The following is a 20,912-nucleotide window of genomic DNA, read 5'->3' as shown; positions in this document are numbered from 1 at the left end:
GGTGATGGGCGTGCGCCGATGCGCATGTGTACGTGTCATACCCGCCGGTCGGCGATGAAGTCAACGGTTGGGACAGCAGCGGAAGTTGGCTTGTTCCGGGCCGTGGCCGGGCCGTGGGACGGCGGTGGCCGGTCTAGTGTCCTGCCAGCTCCGCGGCGATGGCCGCCGCGAACGAGTCGACGTCGTCCTCCGTGGTGTCGAAGGAGCACATCCAGCGGACCTCACCGGTGTTCTCGTTCCAGAAATAGAAGCGGTAGCGCTTCTGCAGCCGCTCGCTGACCTCGCGCGGCAGGAGCGCGAAGACGGCGTTGGACTGCACCGGGCGGACGATCGTCACACCGTCGACCCCCCGGACGGCCGCTTCCAGCCGCTGCGCCATCGCGTTGGCGTGCCGCGCGCCCCGCAGCCAGAGGTCGCCGGCGAGCAGCGCCTCGAACTGCACCGACACGAAGCGCATCTTGGAGGCGAGTTGCATCGACAGCTTGCGCAGATGCTTCATGGCGCGCACCCGCTCGGGGGCGAGCACGACGATGCACTCCCCCATCAGCAGGCCGTTCTTGGTACCGCCGAAGGAGAGGATGTCGACCCCGGCGTCGGTGGTGAACGCCGCGAGCGGCACACCGAGGGTGGCGGCGGCGTTGGAGATCCGCGCCCCGTCCAGGTGGACGGCCATGCCGTGCTGGTGGGCGTGGTCGCAGATCGCCCGGATCTCGTCGGGGGTGTAGCAGGTGCCCAGTTCGGTGGTCTGGGTGATCGAGACGACCTGCGGCTGCGCCCGGTGCTCGTCCTCGAAGCCGAACGCCTGGAGGTCGATCAGCTCGGGGGTGAGCTTGCCGTCCGGCGTCGGAACGGTCAGCAGCTTGAGGCCGCCGACCCGCTCCGGAGCGCCGCACTCGTCCACGTTGATGTGCGCGGACTCCGCGCAGATGACCGCGCCCCAGCGCTCGGTGACGGACTGCAGCGCCGTGACGTTGGCGCCGGTGCCGTTGAAAACCGGGAAGACCTCCGCGCGCGGGCCGAAGTGACCGCGGAAGATGTCCTGCAGATGGGCGGTGTAGTCGTCCTCGCCGTAGGCGACCTGGTGGCCGCCGTTGGCGAGGGCCAGGGCGGTGAGCACCTCGGGGTGCACGCCGGCGTAGTTGTCGCTGGCGAAGCCGCGGACCTCGGGGTCGTGGCGCCGGACGGCGTCGGTGGCGAGCTGCTCGCTCACGGTTGGGGCGTCAGCCACAGTCGGGTTCCGTTCACTTCCTCGGCGGGCCGGTTCCAGATGTCCGTGACGGCCTCGGCGAGGTCCGTCACATCGGTGAAGCCGGCGAATTTGGCGTTCGGGCGCTGCGCCCGCATCTCATCGTGCACCAGCGCCTTGATGACGACGACGCTGGCCGCCGCGGTGAGCGGGTCGGTGCCCGCCAGCTTGCGGAACGAGTCCCCCATGGCGAGGGTCCAGGCCTCGGCGGCGGCCTTCGACGCCGCGTAGGCGGCGTTGCCGGCCGTCGGGCTGCTGGCACCGGCGGCGCTGATCAGCACATAGCGGCCCCGGGTGCTGCGCAGCAGCGGGTCGTGGAACGCCAGCGAGGTGTGCTGGACGGTGCGGATCAGCAGCTTGTGCAGGAAGTCCCAGTCGGAGAGGTCGGTCTCGGTGAACGACGCGGAGCCGCGCCAGCCGCCGACCAGATGGACCAGACCGTCGACCGGACCGTGGTCCTTCTCGATCCGCTCAGCCCACTCACGGGTCGCGTCGGGGTCGAGCAGGTCCACGATCTCGCCGGTGATGTCCGCACCGCCGGCGTCGAAACGGGCCTGGTCGACGGCTTGCGCGAGCCGTTCGGGATTCGCGTCGGCGGCGACGACATGAGCGCCCGCCCTGGCGAGCCGCTGGAGCATCGCGCGGCCGGCCGGTCCGCCGGCCCCCGCCACCGCGATGACCGCTCCCTGGAGCGGTCCCTGGCTTTCGGTCCCGTTCGTCATCTTCGCCTCCTCGGCCGCGTCGCTCACGCCGCCGTCCGTACGACGCCGCTCGCTGTGATCCCCTTGGTCGAGGCGATCACATCGCGCAGCTTCTTCGCGAGTGCCTCATAGAACATGCTCAGCGGGAACTCGTCGACGAGCACCTCGTCCACGAGCTTGCGCGGCGGCAGCGAGAGGTCGAGGGCGTCCGGGCCCTTGGCCCACACCGATCCGGGGTGGGGCGAGAGGTACGTCGCGACCAGGTCGTACGCGGCGAACCAGTGCACGAGCTTGGGGCGGTCGATGCCGTCGCGGTACAGCTTCTCGATGTCGGCGCAGAGCTGGTTGGTGACCTGGGGAGCCAGCTCCCAGTCGATGTGCAGGGTGTTGTCCGTCCAGCGTACGGCGTCGTGCTTGTGCAGGTAGGAGAAGAGCAGCTGGCCGCCCAGGCCGTCGTAGTTGCGGACCCGCTCGCCGGTGACCGGGAAGCGGAAGAGGCGGTCGAAGAGGATCGCGTACTGCACGCCCAGGCCCATCGGGTGGCCCTCGGCCTGCAGCTTCACGGCCTCCTTGAAGGTCGTGAGGTCACAGCGCAGCTCTTCGAGGCCGTACATCCAGAACGGTGCCCGCTGCTTGATCATGAAGGGGTCGAACGGCAGGTCGCCGTGGCTGTGGGTGCGGTCGTGGATCATGTCCCACAGCACGAACGTCTGCTGGGAGAGCTCCTGGTCCTCGATGAGCCGGACGGCCTCACCGGGCAGTTCCAGGCCGAGGGTGTCCACGGCGGCGGCGGTCACGGCCCGGAAGCGGGCGGCCTCGCGGTCGCAGAAGATGCCGCCCCAGGTCCAGCGCTCGGGCGCCTGGCGGACGGCCACGGTCTCCGGGAAGAGCACCGCGGAGTTGGTGTCGTAGCCGGGCGTGAAGTCCTGGAACGTGATCGGCACGAAGAGCGGGTTGTCGTAGCGGGTGCGCTCCAGCTCGGCGAGCCAGTCGGGCCACACGACGCGCAGGGCGACGGCTTCCAGGTTGCGGTCCGGGTTGCCGTTCTGCGTGTACATCGGGAAGACGACCAGGTGCTGCAGGCCGTCGCGCCGGTCGGCGGCGGGCTGGAAGGCCAGCAGCGAGTCCAGGAAGTCCGGGACGCCGAAGCCGCCGTCGGCCCAGCGGCGCAGGTCGACGACGAGCGCCTGGTGGTACGCCGCGTCGTGCGGCACCAGCGGGGAGAGCTGCTCGATCGCGTCGATGACGCGCTCCAGCGTCTGCTCCACATCGGCCAGCGACGGTACGACCTCGGCGGAGAAGTCGATCGAGCCGTCCTTCTGCTGCCAGGGCCTGATGGCTTCCACGGCTTGCTTCAGTACGGCCCACGCCGGATGCGAGGCGATGCCCTCGCCGGATATCCCGGCCCCGTCAGCCACTACAGCCGAAAGATTTTCACTCATGACCCCTCCTTCACAGAAGAAACGCGCTTGATCCGCCAAGGAAGCGTATCTATACGAGCTTCCTCCGTTCAAGGGGGGTCGGAACAGATTATCCTGTGCGACCCCCCACAAGACCGGTTATTTTCCTGTCATGCGCCATTCTCGCGATGACTTCTGTTAGCTGCGTCATGACGGGACGGGTGACCTTCGTGACATTGCTCTCCTATCACCGCAAAGCGACTTCGTTCCAGTCTCGCCCAGCTTTCCGGCGCGCGCGATCCCCGCGCCGGATCCCCGCGGGCCCGGTGGCAGCCCGGCGGGGCGGCACGCCCTCACACGAGTGACGGAACCGGCCGGCCGGGGTCCGGCGGCGGTAGGAGAGGGGCATGAGCACCCGCGCTGTCCTCGTCGCCGCACTGATCACCGGATTCGTCCTCGGCACGGCGGGTGTCCGTTCCGCGCACTCCGCGCCGTCACACCACGTTCCGCCCGCCGTCACCGCCCGTCCCTAGGATGTCGGCCATGAACTTCCTCACCGTCGGTCACCGGGGTGTCATGGGCGTGGAGCCCGAGAACACCCTGCGTTCCTTCGCCCGCGCCGAGCGCGAGGGGCTGGACCAGATCGAGCTCGATCTGCACCTGAGCAAGGACGGCGCGCTCGTCGTCATGCATGACGCGGAGGTGGACCGCACCACGGACGGCACCGGCCGGATCGGCGACCTCACCCTCGACGAGCTGCGGGAGCTGGACGCGGGACAGGGCGAACGGGTGCCCGTCCTCGAAGAGGTGCTGGACGCGGTCTCCGGGCCGATCCAGGCCGAGATCAAGGACGTGGCCGCCGCCCGGGTGCTCGCGAAGGTGCTGCGTGAGCGCGACGAGGTGGGCCGGGTGAGCGTGCTGTCCTTCCACGACGAGGCGCTGCGCGAGATCCACGAACTGCTGCCGGAGTCGCACCGCGTGCTGGTCGCCAGCGAACTCGGCCGGGACCTGGTGTCGCGCGCACGGGCGGTGGGCGCCCGGATGGTCAGCCTGGAACTGCCGCAGCTCAGCCTCGACGTGGTCCGGCGGTGCCGGGACGCGGGGCTCGCGGTGATCGCGTGGACGGTCAACACTCCGCAGGAACTGGACCTGGCGCACGCGCTCGGGCTGGACGGCATCGTGACCGACCTGCCGTCCATCGACGGGCGGGCGATGCGTCGGATCGCCGGACGGGCCTGACCGGTACGGCTCCTGGCGAGGCGCGGGGCAACACTCCGGACACAAACGTCCGGCATTCGGACGTACGCTCCCGCGGCCTGGACAGATTCGCCCGGCCGATGTCAATGTCCGGCCATGCGTTCCGCGAACCTGCTGTCCCCGCGCCTCGCCGCCATCGCCGCGGCCGCCCTGCTCACCCTCGCCGCCGCCGGCTGCGCGCCCCAGGAGGACGACTCCGCGGGCGGCACCGCCACGCCCTCGGGAACGTCCGCCGCGAGCTGTGCCCCCACCGGTCTGTCCACCCGCACCGCGGGCAAGCTGACGGTGGGCACGGACACGCCCGCGTACGACCCCTGGTTCACCGATGACAAGCCCGCCAACGGCAAGGGCTTCGAGTCGGCCGTCACCTACGCCGTCGCCAAGCAGCTCGGCTACGCCCAGGCCGATGTGGTCTGGCAGACCGTGGCCTTCAACAACGCCTTCGCGCCCGGCGCGAAGGCGTTCGACTTCGACATCAACCAGGTCTCGATCAGCGACGACCGCAAGAAGGCCGTCGACTTCTCGTCCGGCTACTACGACGTGCGCCAGGCCGTCATCACGCTCAAGACCTCGAAGATCGCGAACGCGAAGACGATCGCCGACCTGAGGGGCGCCAAGCTCGGCGCCCAGGTCGGCACCACCAGCCTGGACGTGCTCAACGACGTCATCAAGCCGACCCAGGCACCCGCCGTCTACCAGAAGAACGACCTCGCCAAGAGCGCGCTGAAGAACGGTCAGGTGGACGGCATCGTCGTCGACCTGCCCACCGCGTTCTACATCACCGGCGCCGAGGTGCCGGAGGCCAAGGTCGTCGGGCAGTTCGAGACCGGCGGCGCCCGGCAGGAGCAGTTCGGCCTCGTCCTGGACAAGGGCAGCAAGCTCACGGCGTGCGTCAGCAAGGCCGTCGACGCGCTGCGCAAGGACGGCACGCTGGCCGGGTTGGAGAAGCGCTGGCTCGCCGACGCCGTCGACGCGCCGGTGCTGAAGTGACCATCGAGGACGTCCGGCCGGACACCTACCGGCCGTCCGAGCGGCGGATCGAACGGGAGCGCTTCCGGCGCGCCCGTACCCGGCGCGCGGTGACGATCGGCGCCGTCAGCTCCCTCGCCACCGCCGGGCTGCTCATCGGGCTCGTCGTCAGCTCCCCCGGCTGGCAGCGCACCAAGGAGACCTTCTTCAACGCGCACGACGCACGCGCGTCGCTGCCGAAGATCCTCGACGGGCTCTGGCTCAACCTCCAGCTGATGGTGGTGTGCGGAGCGGTCGTCCTGGTCCTCGGGCTGCTGCTCGCCATCACCCGCACCCTGCGCGGACCGGTGTTCTTCCCGCTGCGGGCGCTCGCCACCGCCTATGTCGACTTCTTCCGCGGTCTGCCGCTGATCATCTGCCTGCTCGGCGTGGTCTTCGGCGTCCCCGCGCTGCGGCTGCAGGGCGTCACCACCGACCCGGTGGTGCTGGGCGGGACGGCACTGGTGCTCACCTACTCGGCGTACGTCGCCGAGGTCTTCCGGGCCGGCATCGACACCGTCCATCCCAGCCAGCGCGCCGCCGCCCGCTCGCTGGGGCTGAGCAGCGCGCAGACCATGCGCCACGTGGTACTGCCGCAGGCTGTCCGGCGGGTGGTGCCCCCGCTGCTGAACGACCTGGTCTCACTGCAGAAGGACACCGGTCTGGTGTCGATCGCCGGCGCGGTCGACGCGGTGTACGCGGCGCAGATCTACGCGGGCAAGACCTTCAACTACACCTCGTACGTCGTCGCCGGCCTGATCTTCGTCGCGCTCACCATTCCGATGACGCGCTTCACCGACTGGATCACCGCCCGGATGAACCGCCGCCAGTCGCAGGGAGGAACCGTATGAGTGACGGCATGAGCGCGGCACCGGTGCTGCGGCTGGAGTCCGTGCGCAAGACGTTCGGCTCCACGGTGGTGCTCCGCGACATCGATCTCAGCGTGCCCCCGCACACCGTCACCGCGCTGATCGGCGCCTCCGGCTCCGGCAAGTCGACGCTGCTGCGCTGCGCCAACCTGCTGGAGGACATCGACGACGGGGCGATCTTCCTGGACGGCGAGGACATCACCGACCCGCGCGTCGACCCGGACACGGTGCGCCGCCGGATCGGGGTCGTCTTCCAGGCGTACAACCTGTTCCCGCACATGACCGTGCTCGACAACATCACCCTCGCGCCGCGCCGGGTGCACAAGGTCGCGCGTGCCGAGGCGGCCGAGCGGGCCCGTGAACTGCTCGCCCGGCTCGGCCTCGGTGACAAGGCCGGCGAGTACCCGGACCGGCTGAGCGGCGGCCAGCAGCAGCGCGTCGCGATCGTCCGGGCGCTGGCGGGGAAGCCGCGGCTGCTGCTCCTCGACGAGATCACCGCGGCGCTCGACCCGGAGCTGGTCGGTGAGGTGCTGGGCGTCGTCCGTGATCTCAAGGACCAGGGCATGACGATGGTGATCGCCACGCACGAGATGGGCTTCGCCCGTGAGGTCGCCGACCAGGTCTGCTTCCTCGACGCCGGGGTGGTGCTGGAGCGCGGCACGCCGGAGCAGGTGTTCGGGGCGCCGGAGCAGGAGCGCACGCAGCGCTTCCTGCGGCGCTTCGCGGAGGCCGGGCGGCTGTGAGCGGTCAGCCGGTGGCCGCGCCCTTGAGGTCCTTCACCAGCAGCTCGAACTCCAGGTCGGCACGCTGCGGCACACCGAAGCGCTCGTCCCCGTAAGGGAAGGGGTGCGTCTCGCCGGTGCGGGTGTAGCCGCGGCGCTCGTACCAGGCGATCAGGTCGGCGCGCGCCGTGATCACCGTCATGTGCATCTGCGCCGCGTCCCACTCGGTCGCGGCGTAGCGCTCGGCCTCGGCGAGGACGGTCTTCCCGAGGCCGCCGGCCTGCGCCGTGGGCCGGACCGCGAACATCCCGAAGTACGCGTTGTCCCCGCGGCGTTCGATGTGACAGCACGCGATCAGCTCGCCCGCGCGCTCCACCAGGACGAGCCGGCTGTCCGCCTTCTCGATCACCTCGACGACACCCTCGGGGTCCGTCCGCTGTCCCTCCAGGATGTCCGCCTCGGTCGTCCACCCGACCCGGCTCGAGTCCCCCCGGTACGCCGACTCGACGAGAGTGACGACGGCGGGAACATCGGCCGGCGTGGCCGTACGGAAGGTCGGCTGCGCGGTGCGCTCGCTGATGTCCATGGGGGCGAGGCTACCCGGCAGCACATCCGGGGCGCCGGGGCCGGGTAGCTTCACCGCATGGTGAATGTGGTGAGCAGCCGGATCCTGTTGCAGCCGACCGACCTGGAGCGATCCCGCGCCTTCTACCGTGACGAGCTGGGGCTGGCGATCTACCGGGAGTTCGGCAGCGGTCCCGAGCGCGGCACGGTGTTCTTCCTCGGCGGCGGCTATCTGGAGGTCTCCGGGCGCTCCGGGGCGCCGATGAGTGCGGCGCTGCGCATCTGGCTGCAGGTCCCGGACGTCGCGGCGGCGCACGCCGAACTGGCCGGTCGCGGGGTGACCGTTCTGCGGCCGCCGGTGAAGGAGCCCTGGGGGCTGGTCGAGATGTGGATCGCGGATCCCGACGGGCTGGAGATCGTCGTGGTGGAGGTGCCGGCCGACCACCCGATCAGATACCGGCCCTGACCTCCGTGAAGGCGGCCGCGAGCCGCCGGATGCCCTCGTCGATCTCCTCGGTGCCGCTGGTGTCGGCGAAGCTGACACGGAGGTACGGCGCCGGGGCCTCGGCGGCGAAGTAGGCGCGCCCGGCCGCGACCGCGACCGAGGCGCGCAGGGCCGCCGTGCACAGCTCCGTCTCGTCGGTGCCGTCGGGCAGCCGCAGCCACAGCTGGTAGCCGCCGGCCGGGACCCGGCCGGGGAGCAGCTCCGGCAGATCGCGCCGCAGCGCGGCCAGCATCGCGTCGCGGCGCTCGCGCAGCCCGGTCGCGACGGCCCGCAGATGGCGTGGCCAGGCGGGTGCGCCGACGAGTTCCAGGGTCGCCTCCTGGAGGGGGCGGGGGACGAAGAAGCTGTCGACGACCTGGATGGCGCGCAGCCGTTCCACGACCGGGCCGCGGGCGATGAGCGCGCCGACCCGCAGGCTGGGCGAGGTGGGCTTGGTCAGTGACGTGACATGGACGACGGTGCCGTGCGGGTCGTCGGCGACCAGGGGCGCGGGCAGCGGGCCGCCGTGGCCCAGCCGCCGGGCGAAGTCGTCCTCGATGACGAAGGCCCCGGCCGCGCGGGCGATCCCGGTGACCTGCGCCCGCCGCGCCGGGGCGAGGACGGTGCCCGTCGGGTTCTGGAAGAGCGGCTGGCAGAAGAACACCCGGGCACCCGTGGCGTCGAAGGCGTCGGCGAGCAGGTCCGGGCGTACGCCGTCGGCGTCGGTCGGCACCGGGACCGGCCGCAGTCCGGCCGCGCGGGCCACCGCGAGCACTCCGGGGTACGTCGGGGACTCGACGAGCAGCGCGGAGCCTGGTGGGGCGAGCGCGCGCAGCGCGGTGGTGAGCGCGGCCTGGCCGCCCGCCGTGATCAGCACCTGGGCGGGTCCGACGCCGGCCTCGCGCGCGAACCAGGTGCGCAGCGCCGTCAGCCCCTCCACCGGCGGCCGGTCCCACGCCCCGGGCCGGCGGGCCGCGCGGGCGAGTGCGGCGCCGAGGGCCTGCTGCGGCTGGAGATCGGGGTGCAGATAGCCGCCGTTGAGCGGGATCACGCCGGGCGGCGGGGCGGCGAGCGTGGCGAGCACCCCGGAGGCGTCCACGACGCGGGGGGCGGGCTCGCCGTGCTGGTCCCCGGCGGTCAGGGCGACCTGCTGCCAGGAGGTGTCGACGGGGCCGGCGGGGTGCGCCACCGTCTGTGACCGGTAGGTGCCCGAGCCGGGGCGGGTCTCCACCAGCCCCTCGGCGGCGAGCGCGGCCAGCGCCCGGGACACCGTCACGGGGCTGACGCCGAACCGGTCGACGAGGGAGCGGCTCGACGGCAGTTTCGCCCCGGGAGAGAAGCGCTTGAGCTCTCCCCGCAACGAACCCGCCAGGGAATCCGAACTGCTACCGTCATTCATGACAGCACATGATAGCGCTACTGCACTGCGTCCGATAGCGGTGAACGGCACCGCCCTCGCCGCGCTCGGCGTCGCGGTCTTCTCGTTCACCTTCCCCGCGACCCACTGGGCGCTCGGCGGCTTCGGGCCGTGGACCACCGTCGCCGTGCGCGGTGTGCTCGCCGCCGTCATCGCGGGGGTCTGCCTGATCGCCGGACGGGCGCCCGTTCCCGCCCGGGAGCACTGGCCGGGACTGCTGGTCGTCGGCCTCGGGGTCGTCGTCGGCTTCCCGTTGCTCACCACGCTGGCGCTGACGACCACCGACACCTCGCACGCCGCCGTCGTCATCGGCGCGCTGCCGCTGGCCACCGCCATCGTGGCCGCCGCCCGGGAGGGGAACCGGCCGTCGCGCACCTTCTGGGCCGCCGCGGTCGCGGGCGCCGGCGCCGTCACGGTGTTCACCCTCGCGCAGAGCGGCGGGGCGCCGACCACCGGCGACCCCTATCTCTTCGGCGCGCTGGCGGTGTGTGCGGCGGGCTACGCCGAGGGCGGCCGGCTGGCCAGGGTGATGCCAGGACTGCGGGTCATCTCGTGGGCGCTGATCGCGATGCTCCCGTTCACCCTGGCCGGTTCGCTCGTTGCGCTGAGCTTCGAGCCGGTGCACTTCGGCGGCCGGGCGCTGCTGGGGCTGGCGTATCTCGCGGCCGTCTCCCAGGTCCTCGGCCTCATGGTCTGGTACCGGGGCATGGCCGCCATCGGCGTCGCCCGCGCCAGCCAGCTCCAGCTGGCGCAGCCGCTGCTGACGCTGGTGTGGTCGGCGGCCCTGCTCGGCGAGCACCTGGACGCCGCCACCCCGCTCGCGGCGCTCGCCGTCCTGGTCTGTGTGGCGGTCACCCAGCGCGCCAGGGCCTGAGCTCTCGCTCCGCACGTCCTTCATCGCGCCCCCCGAGTACGTCCGTGCGCGTGGGTGTGCGCCCTCGTGCCTGGGCAGCTCTCCAGCGGACCGCCGTCGCCCGGGGACGCGGGGCGGCCGGTGGGCGGGAACGCGGCGAACGGGAGGCCGGTCATGCACGGACCACCGCTGGTGGGGTGGCTGCTGGTCGTACTCAGCGCCGCGACGGGGCTGTCGTGCCTGCTGCGGCACGCCGCCCGGGACGAGGCCCTGATGGGGGCCGGCATGGCGGTGATGGCCGTGCCCATGTCCGTGCTCGACCCCAGGCCCTGGGGGTCGCTGCTGCTCGCGCTGGTCTTCGCGGCGGCGGCGGTCCGGGCCCTGCTGCTCGCCCGGCGGCCCGGCCACCATCTGCACCACGCCCTGGGCGCCGCCGCGATGGTCTACATGGCGGCCGCGATGGGCACGGCCGCCCCGGCCGGCACCCACGCCGGGCACGCCCCGGCGGGCGCACCGCTGCTGACGGGAGCGCTGCTGGTGTACTTCGCCGGATACGTTCTGGCCGCCGGGGCCCGGCTGGTGACGGTGGCGGCCGTCGCCCCGGCCGGCGGTCCACCGGCCGGGGTGCCGATCGCGCCGGAGCTGGCGGCGTGCCGGGTCTCCATGGCGCTGGGGATGTTCGCGATGCTCCTGACGCTGTGACCCGGGGGTGCTCCGCCCCGGACGGCGTCAGCAGGCGAGCGCGAGCGGCGGCCGCCAGACCTGGCCGTCACCGGGGGTGCCCGAAGGCGGGCCGGAGTTGAGCGGCACGAACATCATCCGCGCGCCGGCTTCGTTCCGGTCGCCGGTCCACAGGTCGATGCCCTGCCAGGCCTGCCCGTCGACGACCGACACCGTGCGGGACTGCCCGCCACAGCTGTTGGCGGAGATGAGCCGGCGGCCGTTCGCGGGCTGGCCGAACCCGAGGTTGGGGGGCGCGACCCAGGTCCCGTACAGGTTCGTGGTCGTGGCGTAGCCGGTGCCGGTGCCCGTGCAGTAGCCGCAGCCGGGATCCGAGTAGGTGAGGAAGTACTGCCCGCTGGACCGGTCGTACCAGCCGCCGGGACTCTCGATGTTCTTCACCCCGGCGACGCTCAGTCCGCCCACCCCGGATCCCCCGACGCCATAGCCGTTGAGCTCCTCGATGGACAGCGACAGCGCGCCGGGCATCGTGCACACCAGCGCGGGCGCGGCACCCGGTGTGGCGGAGTCGATGAAGCCCATGTCCCCGTTACCGGTGCAGTACTTCAGGCTGGGCTTGGTGTAGGAGCCGTGCGGCGGACCGGCGGAGGGGCCGCACGGACCGGCGGGCCCGTTGCAGCCCATCGCGTTGTAGGCATGGGTCTTGTCGCGGCCGTAGTCCGCCGGGGAGTTGAACCACAGGATCCACACCCCGTCGTCGCTGCCCCAGCCGCTGCGCTGGATCATCCGCGCGTTGAAACAGCCCGCGCCGTTGCCGCCGCACTCCACCTGCCAGGACTTTCCGGTGTACGGATCGATGTCGTTCGGGCCGAACAGCAGGGTGGGCGTGGACCAGGGTCCCAGGAGCGACGGCGCGGTGGACACCTTGAAGCCGCACCACGGGGTGTTCGTCTCCTGCCAGTGGAACCCGCACGCGTACGCGGTTCCGTACGCGTAGTAGGTGCCGTTGAACTTCTGGACGGTGCCGTCATGCAGGTCGAGCGAGGCGGGCAGGCTGAACGCCACGGGCCCCCGGGCGCCGCGTCGGCCTGAGCGGCGGACGCACCCCCGAGGAGTGTGACGAGGGAGAGGGCAAGGACGGCGAGCAGAGCACCGATACGGCACACCACGCCTCCAGTTCGATGAGGTCGTCGCAGACAGAGTCGCGGGCGGGATCGCAGGCGCGCCGTTCCGATGATCGGCCCGCATGACGCACCGTAGTCGCGCGGTTCCGGTGCGTCGGGCGACGCGACCGGCGGCCGTCCGACGTCACCCATAGCGACGAAGGCTCGTACGTCCGGCCGGGTCCCGCGCCGGCCGGCCACCGGGTGAGGCGCCATGGTGGTGAGGCGTCATGGCGGTGGGGCGTCCTGGCGGTGAGGCGTGCATCACTTCGGACGGCGGACCGTACCCGGGGCTCCCGGGGCCTCCTAGGGTGAGCGGCATGACGGTCCCGTTCGTGCTGCTGGTGGTCGGCGCACTGGCGGCGGCGATGACGCCGCGCCTGTTGTCCCGTGCCGCCTGGCCGGAGCGCGAACCCGTGCTGGCCCTGTGGGTCTGGCAGTGCGTCGTCGCCGCCGTCCTGCTGTGCTGCGTCCTGGCGATGGCGCTCAGCGCCGCCGCCGCCTCGGCCGCGGTGCGCTGGCACCTGTTCGGTTTCGCCCCGCACGGTGTCGTGGACGCGTACGGTCTGCCCGGCTACGGGCGCTGGGCCGGTTCGCTGGCGGTCCTGCTGGCCTGCGGTGGTGTGTGGACCGCCGCGATGCTCACCCGCGAGGTGCGCGGGGCGCGGGCCCGGCGCCGTCAGCGGCGTGCCGAACTGCTCGTCCGCTCCCCCCGGCTGCCCGGCGAGGAGCCGCCGGCCGGCGACCGGCTGGTGGTGCTGGAGGGTGACCGGCCCGACGCCTGGTGGCTGTCGGGCGCGCAGCCGCAGCTGGTCGTCACCACGGCGGCGCTGCGCCGCCTCAAGGGCCGCCAGCTCGACGCCGTACTCGCGCATGAACAGGGCCACGTCCGCGCCCGGCACGATGTGCTGCTGCACTGCGCGGGCGCGCTGGCCTCCGGCTTCCCCCAGGTTCCGGTCTTCGCCGGGTTCCGCGACCAGGTGCACCGGCTGATCGAGCTGGCCGCCGACGACACCGCCTCCCGCCGCTTCGGCCGGCTCACCACGGCCCTGGCCCTGGTCGAGCTCAACGAGGACCGCGGGGTGTTCGGCCCCTGCCCGACCCCGCTCGCCGAACTGCCGCGCCGGGTGCACCGGCTGCTGGACCCGGCGCCGCGGCTGGCCCCGGTACGCCGGGCCGGACTGACCGCGACCGCGCTCCTCGTCCCGGCCGTTCCCCTGCTGATCGCCTTCGTTCCGGGACTCAGCGCTCTCGGATAGCCCGCCGGAACCGCTCCTTCCGGGCCCCTGGCGGCTCCCTCCCCGGCGCGTTCCGGAGAATGGCGCCATGGTGATCAAGGGATGCATGTTCGACTTCTCCGGGACCCTGATGAGGATCGAACCGGCCGGGCGCTGGCTGGACGCGGTCCTCGGCGCGGCCGGGCACGACGTTCCCGCCGGGCAGGCGGCGCGGTACGCGGAGCGGCTGGAGCGGGCCGGAGCGTTGCCGGGCGGGGCCCACCCGGGCGCGGTGCCGGAAGCGCTGCGGGAGGTCTGGCAGGAGCGGGACCGCAGCGCGGAACAGCACCGGGCCGCGTTCACCGGCATGGCCCGGCAGGCGGAGCTGCCGTGGGACGTCTACGACGCCCTGTACGACCGCCATATGACGCCGGAGGCCTGGACGCCCTACCCCGACAGCGCCGGAGTACTGAAGGAACTGCGCGAGCGCGGTACCGCCGTGGCAGTGGTGAGCAACATCGGCTGGGACCTGCGGCCGGTCTTCCGCGCCCACGGACTCGACGCGTTCGTCGACGCGTATGTGCTGAGTTACGAACACGGCATCCAGAAGCCGGACCCCCGGCTGTTCACCATCGCCTGCGAGGCGCTGGGACTGCCTCCCGCGCAGGTCGCGATGGTGGGCGACGACCGGCGGGCCGACACGGGCGCCGCGGCGCTGGGCTGCCCGGTGCACCTCGTCGACCATCTGCCGGCCGCCGAGCGGCCGGACGGTCTGCGAAAGATTCTCGATCTGCTGTAGATCCACCAATCCGTACCGGCCGCCGCTCCGAATACCCGACAGGACATGCGGGCGTGAGGAGGGCGGACTGTGATGACGGAACGACGTCGGGTCGCGATCATCGGGAGCGGGATCGCCGGACTCACGGCCGCGTACGTCCTGCGCGGGACGTACGACGTCCTGCTGTTCGAGGCGGACGCCCGGCTCGGCGGCCACGCCGACACCCACGAAGTCGTGGCCGCTGACGGCGGCCGGGCGTTCGCCGTCGACACCGGCTTCATCGTGCACAACCGGCGTACGTACCCGCTGTTGACGCGGCTCTTCGCCGAACTGGGCGTGGCCACCCAGCCGACCGACATGAGCATGTCGGTGCGCTGCGACGGCTGCGGTCTGGAGTACGCCGGAGCGCGCGGCGCGGCGGGGTTGTTCGCGCGCCCCGGCAACGCGGCGAACATCCGCTATCTGCGGCTGCTCGCGCACGTGCCGCGCTTCCACCGGGCGGCCCGCGCACTGCTGGCGCTGCCGCCGGACGGCCCGGAGCCGACCCTCGGCGAGTTCCTCGCCGAACGGCGCTTCCCGCCGTACTTCGTCTCGCACTTCATGACGCCGCTGGTCTCCGCGGTGTGGTCCTGCGGCGCGGAGCAGGCCGCCGGCTACCCCGCCCGCTATCTGTTCCGCTTCCTGGACAACCACGGGATGCTCTCGGTGACCGGCGCGCCGGCCTGGCGGACCGTCACCGGCGGCTCGCACGAATACGTCCGGCGGATCGCCAAGCAGCTCACCACGGTGCACACGTCGGCCCCGGTGCACGCGCTCACCCGGCATCCCGGCGGCGTAAGGCTGTGGACCGGCGACGGCGAGGAGCACACCGCGGACGCCGTGGTCGTCGCCGTCCACCCCGATCAGGCGCTGCGGCTGCTCGCCGACCCGACGCCCGCGGAGACCGAGGTGCTGGGCGCGTTCTCCTACTCCCGCAATCCCGCGCTGCTGCACACCGACGCCTCCGTGCTGCCCCGGGCGAGCGGCGCGCGCGGCTGCTGGAACTATCTGCTGCCCTCGTGCGGCGCCACCCCCGACCGGGTCCTGGTGAGCTACGACATGACGCGGCTGCAGCGGCTGGACACCCCGCAGGAGTACGTCGTGACCCTCGGCGGCGAGCGGCTGGTCGACCCGGCCCGGGTCCTGGACCGCATGGACTACGCGCACCCGGTCTTCACCACCCGCTCGGTCGCCGCCCAGCGGCGGCTTCCGGAGCTCAACGGCCCGGTCACCACGTTCGCCGGGGCCTACCACGGCTGGGGATTCCACGAGGACGGCTGCCGCTCGGGAGTCGCGGCGGCCGAAGCGCTGGGGGTCCGGTGGTGACCGCGGCGCTGTACGAGTGCGTGGTGTCGCATGTGCGCACCGCCCCGCTGCGGTACTCCTTCCGGCACCGTACGTATCTCTGGCTGGTGGACCTGGACGCGCTGCCCCGGCTGCCGCGCCCGCTGCGCCCGCTGGCCCGTTTCGAGACCCGTGACCACTTCGGCGGCGGGGCACCGGACATCCGCGCGGGACTCGACCGCTTCCTCGCGGCGGAAGGGGTGGAGCCGCCCGGCGGGCGGGTGCTGATGCTCACCGCGGCCCGGGTGTTCGGCCATGTCTTCAACCCGCTGACCGTCTACTGGTGCCACCGTTCCGACGGTTCGACGGCCTGTGTCGTCGCCGAGGTGCACAACACGTACGGCGAACGGCACTGCTACCTGCTGCGCCCGGACGCCGCCGGCCGGACCGGTACCGCGAAGGACTTCTATGTCTCGCCGTTCTTCCCGGTGGACGGCGAGTACCGCATGCGGCTGCCGGAGCCCGGCGCGCGGCTGGATCTGACGGTCCATCTGGAACGTGCCGGCACCCGGCCGTTCACCGCGACGCTGCGGGGCGAACGGCGCCCCGCGACCACCGCGGGCCTGCTGCGGGCGGCCGTGCGGCACCCGTGGTCGACGGCCACCGTGTCCGTGCTCATCCGGGTGCACGGCGTCCTGTTGTACCTGCGCGGCCTGCCCGTGCGGCCCCGTCCCCCGCACCGACCCCAGGAGGGTGTTCAGTGACTGCCCCCGTTTCCCGCCCGATCCTCTCCCGCCCGTCGGTGGCGGACCCGCCGGAATCCCGTCAGCCTGCGGCCCGCGGCATGCAGGTGAACCCGGAACTCTGGCCCGACGTCGTCCGGGTGCCCAGCACGCCGGTCCGTGCGGCCGTCGCCGAGCGCCTGGTGCGGCGGGCCGTGACCCGCCTCCCGCTGCGCCTCGCGCTGCCGGGCCGCGCACCGGCCGGATCGCCGGACGCGGACGCCCCGCTGCTGCGGGTGCACCGGCCCGACGCCTTCTTCGCCCGGATCGCCGCGTCGGGACTCGTCGGCTTCGGCGAGTCGTACATGGCGGGCGAATGGGACTCCGACGACCTGGTGGGGGTGCTGACCGTGCTCGCCTCGCACGTCGCCTCACTCATCCCCGCCCCGCTGCAGCGGCTGCGCGGCGCGTGGGCGCTGCGGCAGCCGTCGGCCCAGCGCAACACGGTCGTGGGGGCGCGCGGCAACATCAGCCGCCACTACGACCTGTCGAACGACCTGTTCGCGCTCTTCCTGGACGAGTCGATGACGTATTCGGCGGCGCTGTTCCCGCCGGACGGCGAGCCCGCCGACGTCCACTCCCCCGCCGGGGCCGAGCCGCTGACCGTGGCCCAGCACCGGAAGATCGACCGGCTGCTGGACCTCGCAGCCGTGGGGCCCGGCACCCGGCTGCTGGAGATCGGCACCGGCTGGGGCGAGCTGGCACTGCGGGCCGCGGAACGCGGCGCGGAGGTGGTGACGGTGACCCTGTCGCGGGAGCAGCGCGAGCTGGCCCGGCTGCGGATCCGCGAGGCGGGGTACGAGGACCGGGTGACGGTGCTGCTGCGGGACTACCGGCAGGTCCGCGGCGAGTACGACGCCGTGGTCAGTGTGGAGATGGTCGAGGCGGTCGGCGAGGAGTTCTGGCCGGTGTACTTCCGGGCGCTGGAGCGGCTCCTGGCGCCCGGCGGACGGATCGCCCTGCAGGCCATCACCATGCCGCACGACCGGCTGCTGGCCTCCCGGCGCACCTTCACCTGGATCCAGAAGTACATCTTCCCCGGCGGCCTGCTGCCCTCGGTCACCGCCGTCGAGCAGGTCCTGGCCCGCCACACGGGGCTGCGGATCGCGGAGGACACCGGGTTCGGAGCGCACTACGCCCGGACGCTGGAGCTGTGGCGCGAGCGCTTCACCGAGCGGGCCGCGGAGGTGGCGGAGCTGGGGTTCGACGAGACCTTCCACCGGATGTGGACCTTCTACCTCGCCTACTCCGAGGCCGGCTTCCGGTCCGGCTATCTGGATGTGCGCCAGCTGTTGCTGGTGCGCGGAGCGGCGGACGCCCGGTGAACGATTTTCCGTGGGCCGACTTCGCCACCTGTCTCGCGGCCTCGGCCGGCGCGGCTCTGGCGGTGCTCCTCGCGGCCTTCGCCGCCGGCGCGGCCAAGGGCCTGCACCGGGTCGTGGACGTGGCCTGGGGAACGGCCTTCGCCGGGGTGGCGGCCGTCTCGTACGCACTGTCCGCGGGCCACGGCGACGAGGCCCGGCGGCTGCTGGTCCTGATCGCGACGGCGGCCTGGGGACTGCGGCTGTCCGTGCACATCGGCCTGCGCGGCTGGGGCCACGGCGAGGATCCGCGCTACGACCGGATGCTCTCGCGCGCCCCCGGCAGCCGGAACCTCTACGCGCTGCGCATGGTCTATCTGCTGCAGGCGGCACTGGTGTGGCTGGTGTCGCTCCCCGTCCAGTTCGCCATGTACATGCCCGGTGCGCTGAACGGGTTCGCGTCGGCCGGGGTGGCGCTGTGGCTGGTGGGGTTCTTCTTCGAGTCCGTCGGCGACTTCCAGCTCGCCCGCTTCAAGCGGGATCCGTCCCACCGCGGCAGGATCATGGACCGCGGGCTGTGGAGCTGGACCCGGCACCCCAACTACTTCGGCGACTTCTGCGTCTGGTGGGGGCTGTTCCTGCTCGCCTGCTCGACCCCGCTCGCGGTCATCACCCTGGTGTCGCCACTGGTCATGAGCTTTCTGCTGCTCCGCGGGAGCGGCAAGCCGATGCTGGAGCGGCATATGGAGCGCCGCCCGGGATTCGCCGAGTACACCGCCCGGACCAGCGGTTTCTTCCCCCGACCGCCACGGCACCGGCCCTGACCTGCCACCGGTTCTCCGGCCCCGGCACGCTGTGACCGGGTCGACGCCCGGCGGTCCCCCGCGCCGCCGGGCGCCGATCCAGGCCCCCGTTCCCCGCGCGGCCGCGTAGGCCCGCGAGGGTGCGTTGAGTATATTGGCTGAGAGCCAGTCAACGCAGGAGTAAAGCATGTCTCCCCGAAGCGCATCGGTCAATGAAGAGATGCGGCGGCGTTCCCGGGAACGGCTCCTCCAGGCGACGGTGGAGCTGATCGAGGAGCACGGCTACGAGGCCACCACCCTCGCCGACATCGCCGACCGGGCGGGTACCGCGCGAGGCCTCGTCTCGTACTACTTTCCGGGAAAACGCCAGCTGGTGCAGTCCGCGGTGCACCGTCTGATGCATCTGGAGCTGGCGGCGGCGCTGGAACGGGAGCCGCGCACCGAGGACGGCCAGGAGCGGATGGCACGGGCCATCGACGCGATTCTGGGCCTGACCCAGACGCACACGAAATTGATGCGCACGCATATGGCGTCGATCCTGCAGGCCGAGGGTTTCATCCAGTGCGCCGAGCAGCAGCGGCTCGCCGCGCTGCTGCGGGACACGGTCGTGCGGTGGGGCGCGGAGGATCCCGGTACGGAGTACCCGATGATGCGCGCGCTGCTGATGGGCGCGGTGGTCGCGCTCCTGGTGCCCGGCGTCCCGATGCCGCTGCCGCGGCTGCGGGCGGAGCTGTTCACGCGGTACGGGCTGGACTGGCAGCTGGGCGTTCCGCCGGCCCCCGACGACGGACCGGCCGCGGCGGACACCCGCCCCCCGGTGCGCTCGCCGCTGCCCTGAGCGCCGGCGGCGGCCCGTCCCTGAAGCCGCAGGCGCGCGCGCCACTCCCGCAACGCACGGGAATGGCGCATGCTGGGCGTACGGGCGGAAGGAGCCAGATCGTGCTTCGTGTCGCAGTAGTCGGTTCAGGTCCCAGCGGCGTGTACGTGGCCGAGGCGCTGACCCGTCAGACCACCGTGCCGGACGTGGCGGTGGACGTCCTCGACCGGCTGCCGTGCCCGTACGGCCTGGTGCGCTACGGAGTGGCGCCGGACCACGAGAAGATCAAGTCCCTGCAGGGCAATCTGCGGCAGGTGCTGGAGGATCCGCGGGTGCGCTTCCTCGGCAATGTCGAGGTGGGGCCGGCGCTCGGCCCCGATCGGCTCGGCGAGCTCTACCACGCGGTGGTCTACTGCTTCGGCGCCGCCGCCGACCGGCGGCTGGGCGTACCGGGCGAGGATCTGCCCGGCAGTTACTCCGCCACCCGCTTCGTCTCCTGGTACAGCGCCCACCCGGACGAACCGCCGGAGCAGTTCGCGCTGCTGGCCCGGTCGGCGGTGGTGATCGGGGTCGGCAACGTCGCGGTCGACGTGGCCCGGGTACTGGCGCGCGGCGCGGACGAGTTGCGGCACACCGACATCCCGCAGTCCGCGCTCACCGCACTGGACGCCAGCCAGGTCACCGATGTGCACATGGTGGGGCGGCGCGGTCCCTCCCAGGCGAAGTTCACCACCAAGGAGCTGCGCGAGCTGGGCGGGCTGTCGGGCGCCGATGTCATCGTGCACGCCGACGAGTTGGCGCTCGATCCCGGGTACGCCGACCCCTCCGCGCTGCCCGCCGTGGCCCGTCGCAACGTCGAGGTGCTGCGCGAGTGGACCACGCGGGTCCCGGAGGGCCGGCCGCGCCGGATCCATCTGCGGTTCTTCCTGCGGCCGGCCGAACTCCTCGGCGACGGGCGGGTGTCGGGCGTCCGCTTCGAGCGGACGGTGCCCGACGGGCTGGGCGGAGTGCGCGGGACGGGGCTGCCGGAGGAGATCGAGGCGCAGCTCGTGCTGCGCTCGGTGGGCTACCAGGGCGTGCCGCTGCCCGGTCTGCCGTTCGACGAGCGGCACGCGGTGGTGCCCAACGACGGCGGCCGAGTGCTGCGGGACGGGGTGCCCTCGCCCGGCGAGTACGTCGCCGGCTGGATCAAGCGCGGGCCGACCGGGGTGATCGGCACCAACCGGCCCTGTGCCAAGCAGACGGTGGCGGCACTGCTCGAGGACGTACCGCGGCTGCTGGCCAGGCCGCTCCCCCGCGATCCGCTGGAGGCGCTGCGGTCGGCCGGCGGCGATCCGGTGGCGTGGCCGGGCTGGCTGTCCATCGAGGCCGCGGAGATGGCGCTCGGCCGGTCGCTCGACCGGGGCACCGTCAAGATCCAGGACTGGGCGCGGCTGCTGGCCGCCGCACGCCTGGCCGCCTGACCCGAACCGGGAGCGGCCCCCGACGGGACGGCGACCTCAGCGGGCCGCGTCCTCGACGGGAGG

The 20,912-nt window shown here is 72.5% G+C and carries 22 protein-coding genes; 16 read left to right on the top strand and 6 right to left on the bottom strand.

Annotation, left to right across the window (positions count from 1 at the left end):
- Nucleotides 1-133: 133 nt before the first annotated feature.
- Genes LNW73_RS28720 through LNW73_RS28710 form a run of 3 tightly spaced genes read right to left on the bottom strand, consistent with a single transcriptional unit; the run spans nt 134 to nt 3,389 of the window.
- Nucleotides 134-1,228 carry a threonine aldolase family protein gene (locus LNW73_RS28720; RefSeq protein ID WP_250991876.1) on the bottom strand — a complete coding sequence of 365 codons (1,095 nt, stop codon included), beginning with the start codon at nt 1,226-1,228 and terminating at the stop codon, nt 134-136.
- The gene (locus LNW73_RS28715) at nt 1,207-1,968 is read right to left on the bottom strand and encodes an SDR family NAD(P)-dependent oxidoreductase (RefSeq protein WP_250980058.1); all 762 of its coding nucleotides are present in this window, start codon (nt 1,966-1,968) and stop codon (nt 1,207-1,209) included. The genes LNW73_RS28720 and LNW73_RS28715 overlap by 22 nt, the downstream gene beginning before the upstream one ends.
- A 23-nt stretch (nt 1,969-1,991) precedes the next feature.
- A complete protein-coding gene (locus LNW73_RS28710) occupies nt 1,992-3,389 on the bottom strand; it encodes a DUF6421 family protein (protein WP_250991875.1) in 1,398 nt (465 codons plus the stop codon).
- 365 nt (nt 3,390-3,754) lie between these two features.
- On the opposite strand from LNW73_RS28710, the gene LNW73_RS36080 reads away from it, so the two are divergent.
- The 5 genes from LNW73_RS36080 to LNW73_RS28690 all read left to right on the top strand — a co-directional run bounded on the left by LNW73_RS36080 (nt 3,755) and on the right by LNW73_RS28690 (nt 7,224).
- Nucleotides 3,755-3,880: a hypothetical protein gene (locus LNW73_RS36080; RefSeq protein ID WP_285369434.1), complete on the top strand. Its 126-nt coding sequence runs from the start codon at nt 3,755-3,757 to the stop codon at nt 3,878-3,880.
- Between the two features lie 10 nt (nt 3,881-3,890).
- Nucleotides 3,891-4,586 (top strand): glycerophosphodiester phosphodiesterase, encoded by a 696-nt coding sequence (locus LNW73_RS28705; protein ID WP_250974820.1) that lies wholly within the window; start codon nt 3,891-3,893, stop codon nt 4,584-4,586.
- A gap of 114 nt (nt 4,587-4,700) precedes the next feature.
- Nucleotides 4,701-5,594, top strand: coding sequence for an ABC transporter substrate-binding protein (locus LNW73_RS28700; protein ID WP_250991874.1), 894 nt, complete (start codon nt 4,701-4,703; stop codon nt 5,592-5,594).
- A complete protein-coding gene (locus LNW73_RS28695) occupies nt 5,591-6,463 on the top strand; it encodes an amino acid ABC transporter permease (RefSeq protein ID WP_250991873.1) in 873 nt (290 codons plus the stop codon). Before LNW73_RS28700 ends, LNW73_RS28695 begins: the two co-directional genes overlap by 4 nt.
- The gene (locus LNW73_RS28690) at nt 6,460-7,224 is read left to right on the top strand and encodes an amino acid ABC transporter ATP-binding protein (protein ID WP_285391735.1); all 765 of its coding nucleotides are present in this window, start codon (nt 6,460-6,462) and stop codon (nt 7,222-7,224) included. The genes LNW73_RS28695 and LNW73_RS28690 overlap by 4 nt, the downstream gene beginning before the upstream one ends.
- A 4-nt stretch (nt 7,225-7,228) precedes the next feature.
- Here the strand turns inward: LNW73_RS28690 and LNW73_RS28685 are convergent, their stop codons facing one another.
- Nucleotides 7,229-7,789, bottom strand: a complete 561-nt coding sequence (locus tag LNW73_RS28685) for a GNAT family N-acetyltransferase (protein ID WP_250991872.1) — start codon at nt 7,787-7,789, stop codon at nt 7,229-7,231.
- A 57-nt stretch (nt 7,790-7,846) separates the two neighbouring features.
- On the opposite strand from LNW73_RS28685, the gene LNW73_RS28680 reads away from it, so the two are divergent.
- Nucleotides 7,847-8,233: a VOC family protein gene (locus LNW73_RS28680; RefSeq protein ID WP_250991871.1), complete on the top strand. Its 387-nt coding sequence runs from the start codon at nt 7,847-7,849 to the stop codon at nt 8,231-8,233.
- Here LNW73_RS28680 and LNW73_RS28675 read toward each other — a convergent pair.
- Nucleotides 8,217-9,650: an aminotransferase-like domain-containing protein gene (locus LNW73_RS28675; RefSeq protein ID WP_250991870.1), complete on the bottom strand. Its 1,434-nt coding sequence runs from the start codon at nt 9,648-9,650 to the stop codon at nt 8,217-8,219. The two genes, LNW73_RS28680 and LNW73_RS28675, sit on opposite strands and share 17 nt — an antisense overlap.
- Between LNW73_RS28675 and LNW73_RS28670 the strand changes: the two genes are divergently transcribed.
- Together LNW73_RS28670 and LNW73_RS28665 are read left to right on the top strand one after the other, a co-directional pair.
- On the top strand, nt 9,649-10,542 hold the full coding sequence (locus LNW73_RS28670) for a DMT family transporter (RefSeq protein WP_250991869.1): 894 nt from the start codon (nt 9,649-9,651) through the stop codon (nt 10,540-10,542). The genes LNW73_RS28675 and LNW73_RS28670 overlap by 2 nt on opposite strands.
- Before the next feature lie 153 nt (nt 10,543-10,695).
- Complete coding sequence (locus tag LNW73_RS28665) at nt 10,696-11,223, top strand: DUF5134 domain-containing protein (protein ID WP_250991868.1); 528 nt, start codon at nt 10,696-10,698, stop codon at nt 11,221-11,223.
- Between the two features lie 27 nt (nt 11,224-11,250).
- Here LNW73_RS28665 and LNW73_RS28660 read toward each other — a convergent pair whose 3' ends face one another.
- A complete protein-coding gene (locus LNW73_RS28660; protein WP_250991867.1) occupies nt 11,251-12,267 on the bottom strand; it encodes a hypothetical protein in 1,017 nt (338 codons plus the stop codon).
- Between the two features lie 418 nt (nt 12,268-12,685).
- Here LNW73_RS28660 and LNW73_RS28655 point away from each other — a divergent pair, with 418 nt between their 5' ends.
- From LNW73_RS28655 to LNW73_RS28620, 8 genes are all read left to right on the top strand, one after another.
- Nucleotides 12,686-13,624, top strand: coding sequence for a M56 family metallopeptidase (locus LNW73_RS28655; protein WP_250974829.1), 939 nt, complete (start codon nt 12,686-12,688; stop codon nt 13,622-13,624).
- A gap of 67 nt (nt 13,625-13,691) precedes the next feature.
- The gene (locus LNW73_RS28650; RefSeq protein WP_250991866.1) at nt 13,692-14,381 is read left to right on the top strand and encodes an HAD family hydrolase; all 690 of its coding nucleotides are present in this window, start codon (nt 13,692-13,694) and stop codon (nt 14,379-14,381) included.
- A 69-nt stretch (nt 14,382-14,450) separates the two neighbouring features.
- Nucleotides 14,451-15,725, top strand: coding sequence for an NAD(P)/FAD-dependent oxidoreductase (locus LNW73_RS28645; protein ID WP_250991865.1), 1,275 nt, complete (start codon nt 14,451-14,453; stop codon nt 15,723-15,725).
- Nucleotides 15,722-16,447: a DUF1365 domain-containing protein gene (locus LNW73_RS28640; protein ID WP_250991864.1), complete on the top strand. Its 726-nt coding sequence runs from the start codon at nt 15,722-15,724 to the stop codon at nt 16,445-16,447. Before LNW73_RS28645 ends, LNW73_RS28640 begins: the two co-directional genes overlap by 4 nt.
- An 80-nt stretch (nt 16,448-16,527) precedes the next feature.
- Nucleotides 16,528-17,790 carry a class I SAM-dependent methyltransferase gene (locus tag LNW73_RS28635; RefSeq protein WP_250993071.1) on the top strand — a complete coding sequence of 421 codons (1,263 nt, stop codon included), beginning with the start codon at nt 16,528-16,530 and terminating at the stop codon, nt 17,788-17,790.
- On the top strand, nt 17,787-18,590 hold the full coding sequence (locus tag LNW73_RS28630; protein WP_250991863.1) for a DUF1295 domain-containing protein: 804 nt from the start codon (nt 17,787-17,789) through the stop codon (nt 18,588-18,590). The genes LNW73_RS28635 and LNW73_RS28630 overlap by 4 nt, the downstream gene beginning before the upstream one ends.
- Before the next feature lie 166 nt (nt 18,591-18,756).
- Nucleotides 18,757-19,407, top strand: coding sequence for a TetR/AcrR family transcriptional regulator (locus LNW73_RS28625; RefSeq protein ID WP_250991862.1), 651 nt, complete (start codon nt 18,757-18,759; stop codon nt 19,405-19,407).
- A gap of 101 nt (nt 19,408-19,508) precedes the next feature.
- Nucleotides 19,509-20,849, top strand: a complete 1,341-nt coding sequence (locus tag LNW73_RS28620) for an FAD-dependent oxidoreductase (RefSeq protein ID WP_250991861.1) — start codon at nt 19,509-19,511, stop codon at nt 20,847-20,849.
- Nucleotides 20,850-20,912 lie beyond the last annotated feature (63 nt).

The organism is Streptomyces sp. RKAG337 (genome assembly GCF_023701715.1).
Classification (GTDB): Bacteria; Actinomycetota; Actinomycetes; order Streptomycetales; family Streptomycetaceae; genus Actinacidiphila.
Note: the sequence above shows the minus strand (reverse complement) of the source record. Positions and strands in the feature narration are given on the sequence as shown.

Excerpts from the sequence above, each read along its gene's own strand:
- LNW73_RS28715 (WP_250980058.1), bottom strand. The coding sequence starts at position 1,968 with ATGACGAACGGGACCGAAAGCCAGGGACCGCTCCAGGGAGCGGTCATC.
- LNW73_RS28710 (WP_250991875.1), bottom strand. The coding sequence starts at position 3,389 with ATGAGTGAAAATCTTTCGGCTGTAGTGGCTGACGGGGCCGGGATATCC.
- LNW73_RS36080 (WP_285369434.1), top strand. The coding sequence starts at position 3,755 with ATGAGCACCCGCGCTGTCCTCGTCGCCGCACTGATCACCGGATTCGTC.
- LNW73_RS28705 (WP_250974820.1), top strand. The coding sequence starts at position 3,891 with ATGAACTTCCTCACCGTCGGTCACCGGGGTGTCATGGGCGTGGAGCCC.
- LNW73_RS28700 (WP_250991874.1), top strand. The coding sequence starts at position 4,701 with ATGCGTTCCGCGAACCTGCTGTCCCCGCGCCTCGCCGCCATCGCCGCG.
- LNW73_RS28690 (WP_285391735.1), top strand. The coding sequence starts at position 6,460 with ATGAGTGACGGCATGAGCGCGGCACCGGTGCTGCGGCTGGAGTCCGTG.
- LNW73_RS28685 (WP_250991872.1), bottom strand. The coding sequence starts at position 7,789 with ATGGACATCAGCGAGCGCACCGCGCAGCCGACCTTCCGTACGGCCACG.
- LNW73_RS28680 (WP_250991871.1), top strand. The coding sequence starts at position 7,847 with ATGGTGAATGTGGTGAGCAGCCGGATCCTGTTGCAGCCGACCGACCTG.
- LNW73_RS28670 (WP_250991869.1), top strand. The coding sequence starts at position 9,649 with ATGACAGCACATGATAGCGCTACTGCACTGCGTCCGATAGCGGTGAAC.
- LNW73_RS28675 (WP_250991870.1), bottom strand. The coding sequence starts at position 9,650 with ATGAATGACGGTAGCAGTTCGGATTCCCTGGCGGGTTCGTTGCGGGGA.
- LNW73_RS28665 (WP_250991868.1), top strand. The coding sequence starts at position 10,696 with ATGCACGGACCACCGCTGGTGGGGTGGCTGCTGGTCGTACTCAGCGCC.
- LNW73_RS28655 (WP_250974829.1), top strand. The coding sequence starts at position 12,686 with ATGACGGTCCCGTTCGTGCTGCTGGTGGTCGGCGCACTGGCGGCGGCG.
- LNW73_RS28650 (WP_250991866.1), top strand. The coding sequence starts at position 13,692 with ATGGTGATCAAGGGATGCATGTTCGACTTCTCCGGGACCCTGATGAGG.
- LNW73_RS28635 (WP_250993071.1), top strand. The coding sequence starts at position 16,528 with ATGCAGGTGAACCCGGAACTCTGGCCCGACGTCGTCCGGGTGCCCAGC.
- LNW73_RS28625 (WP_250991862.1), top strand. The coding sequence starts at position 18,757 with ATGTCTCCCCGAAGCGCATCGGTCAATGAAGAGATGCGGCGGCGTTCC.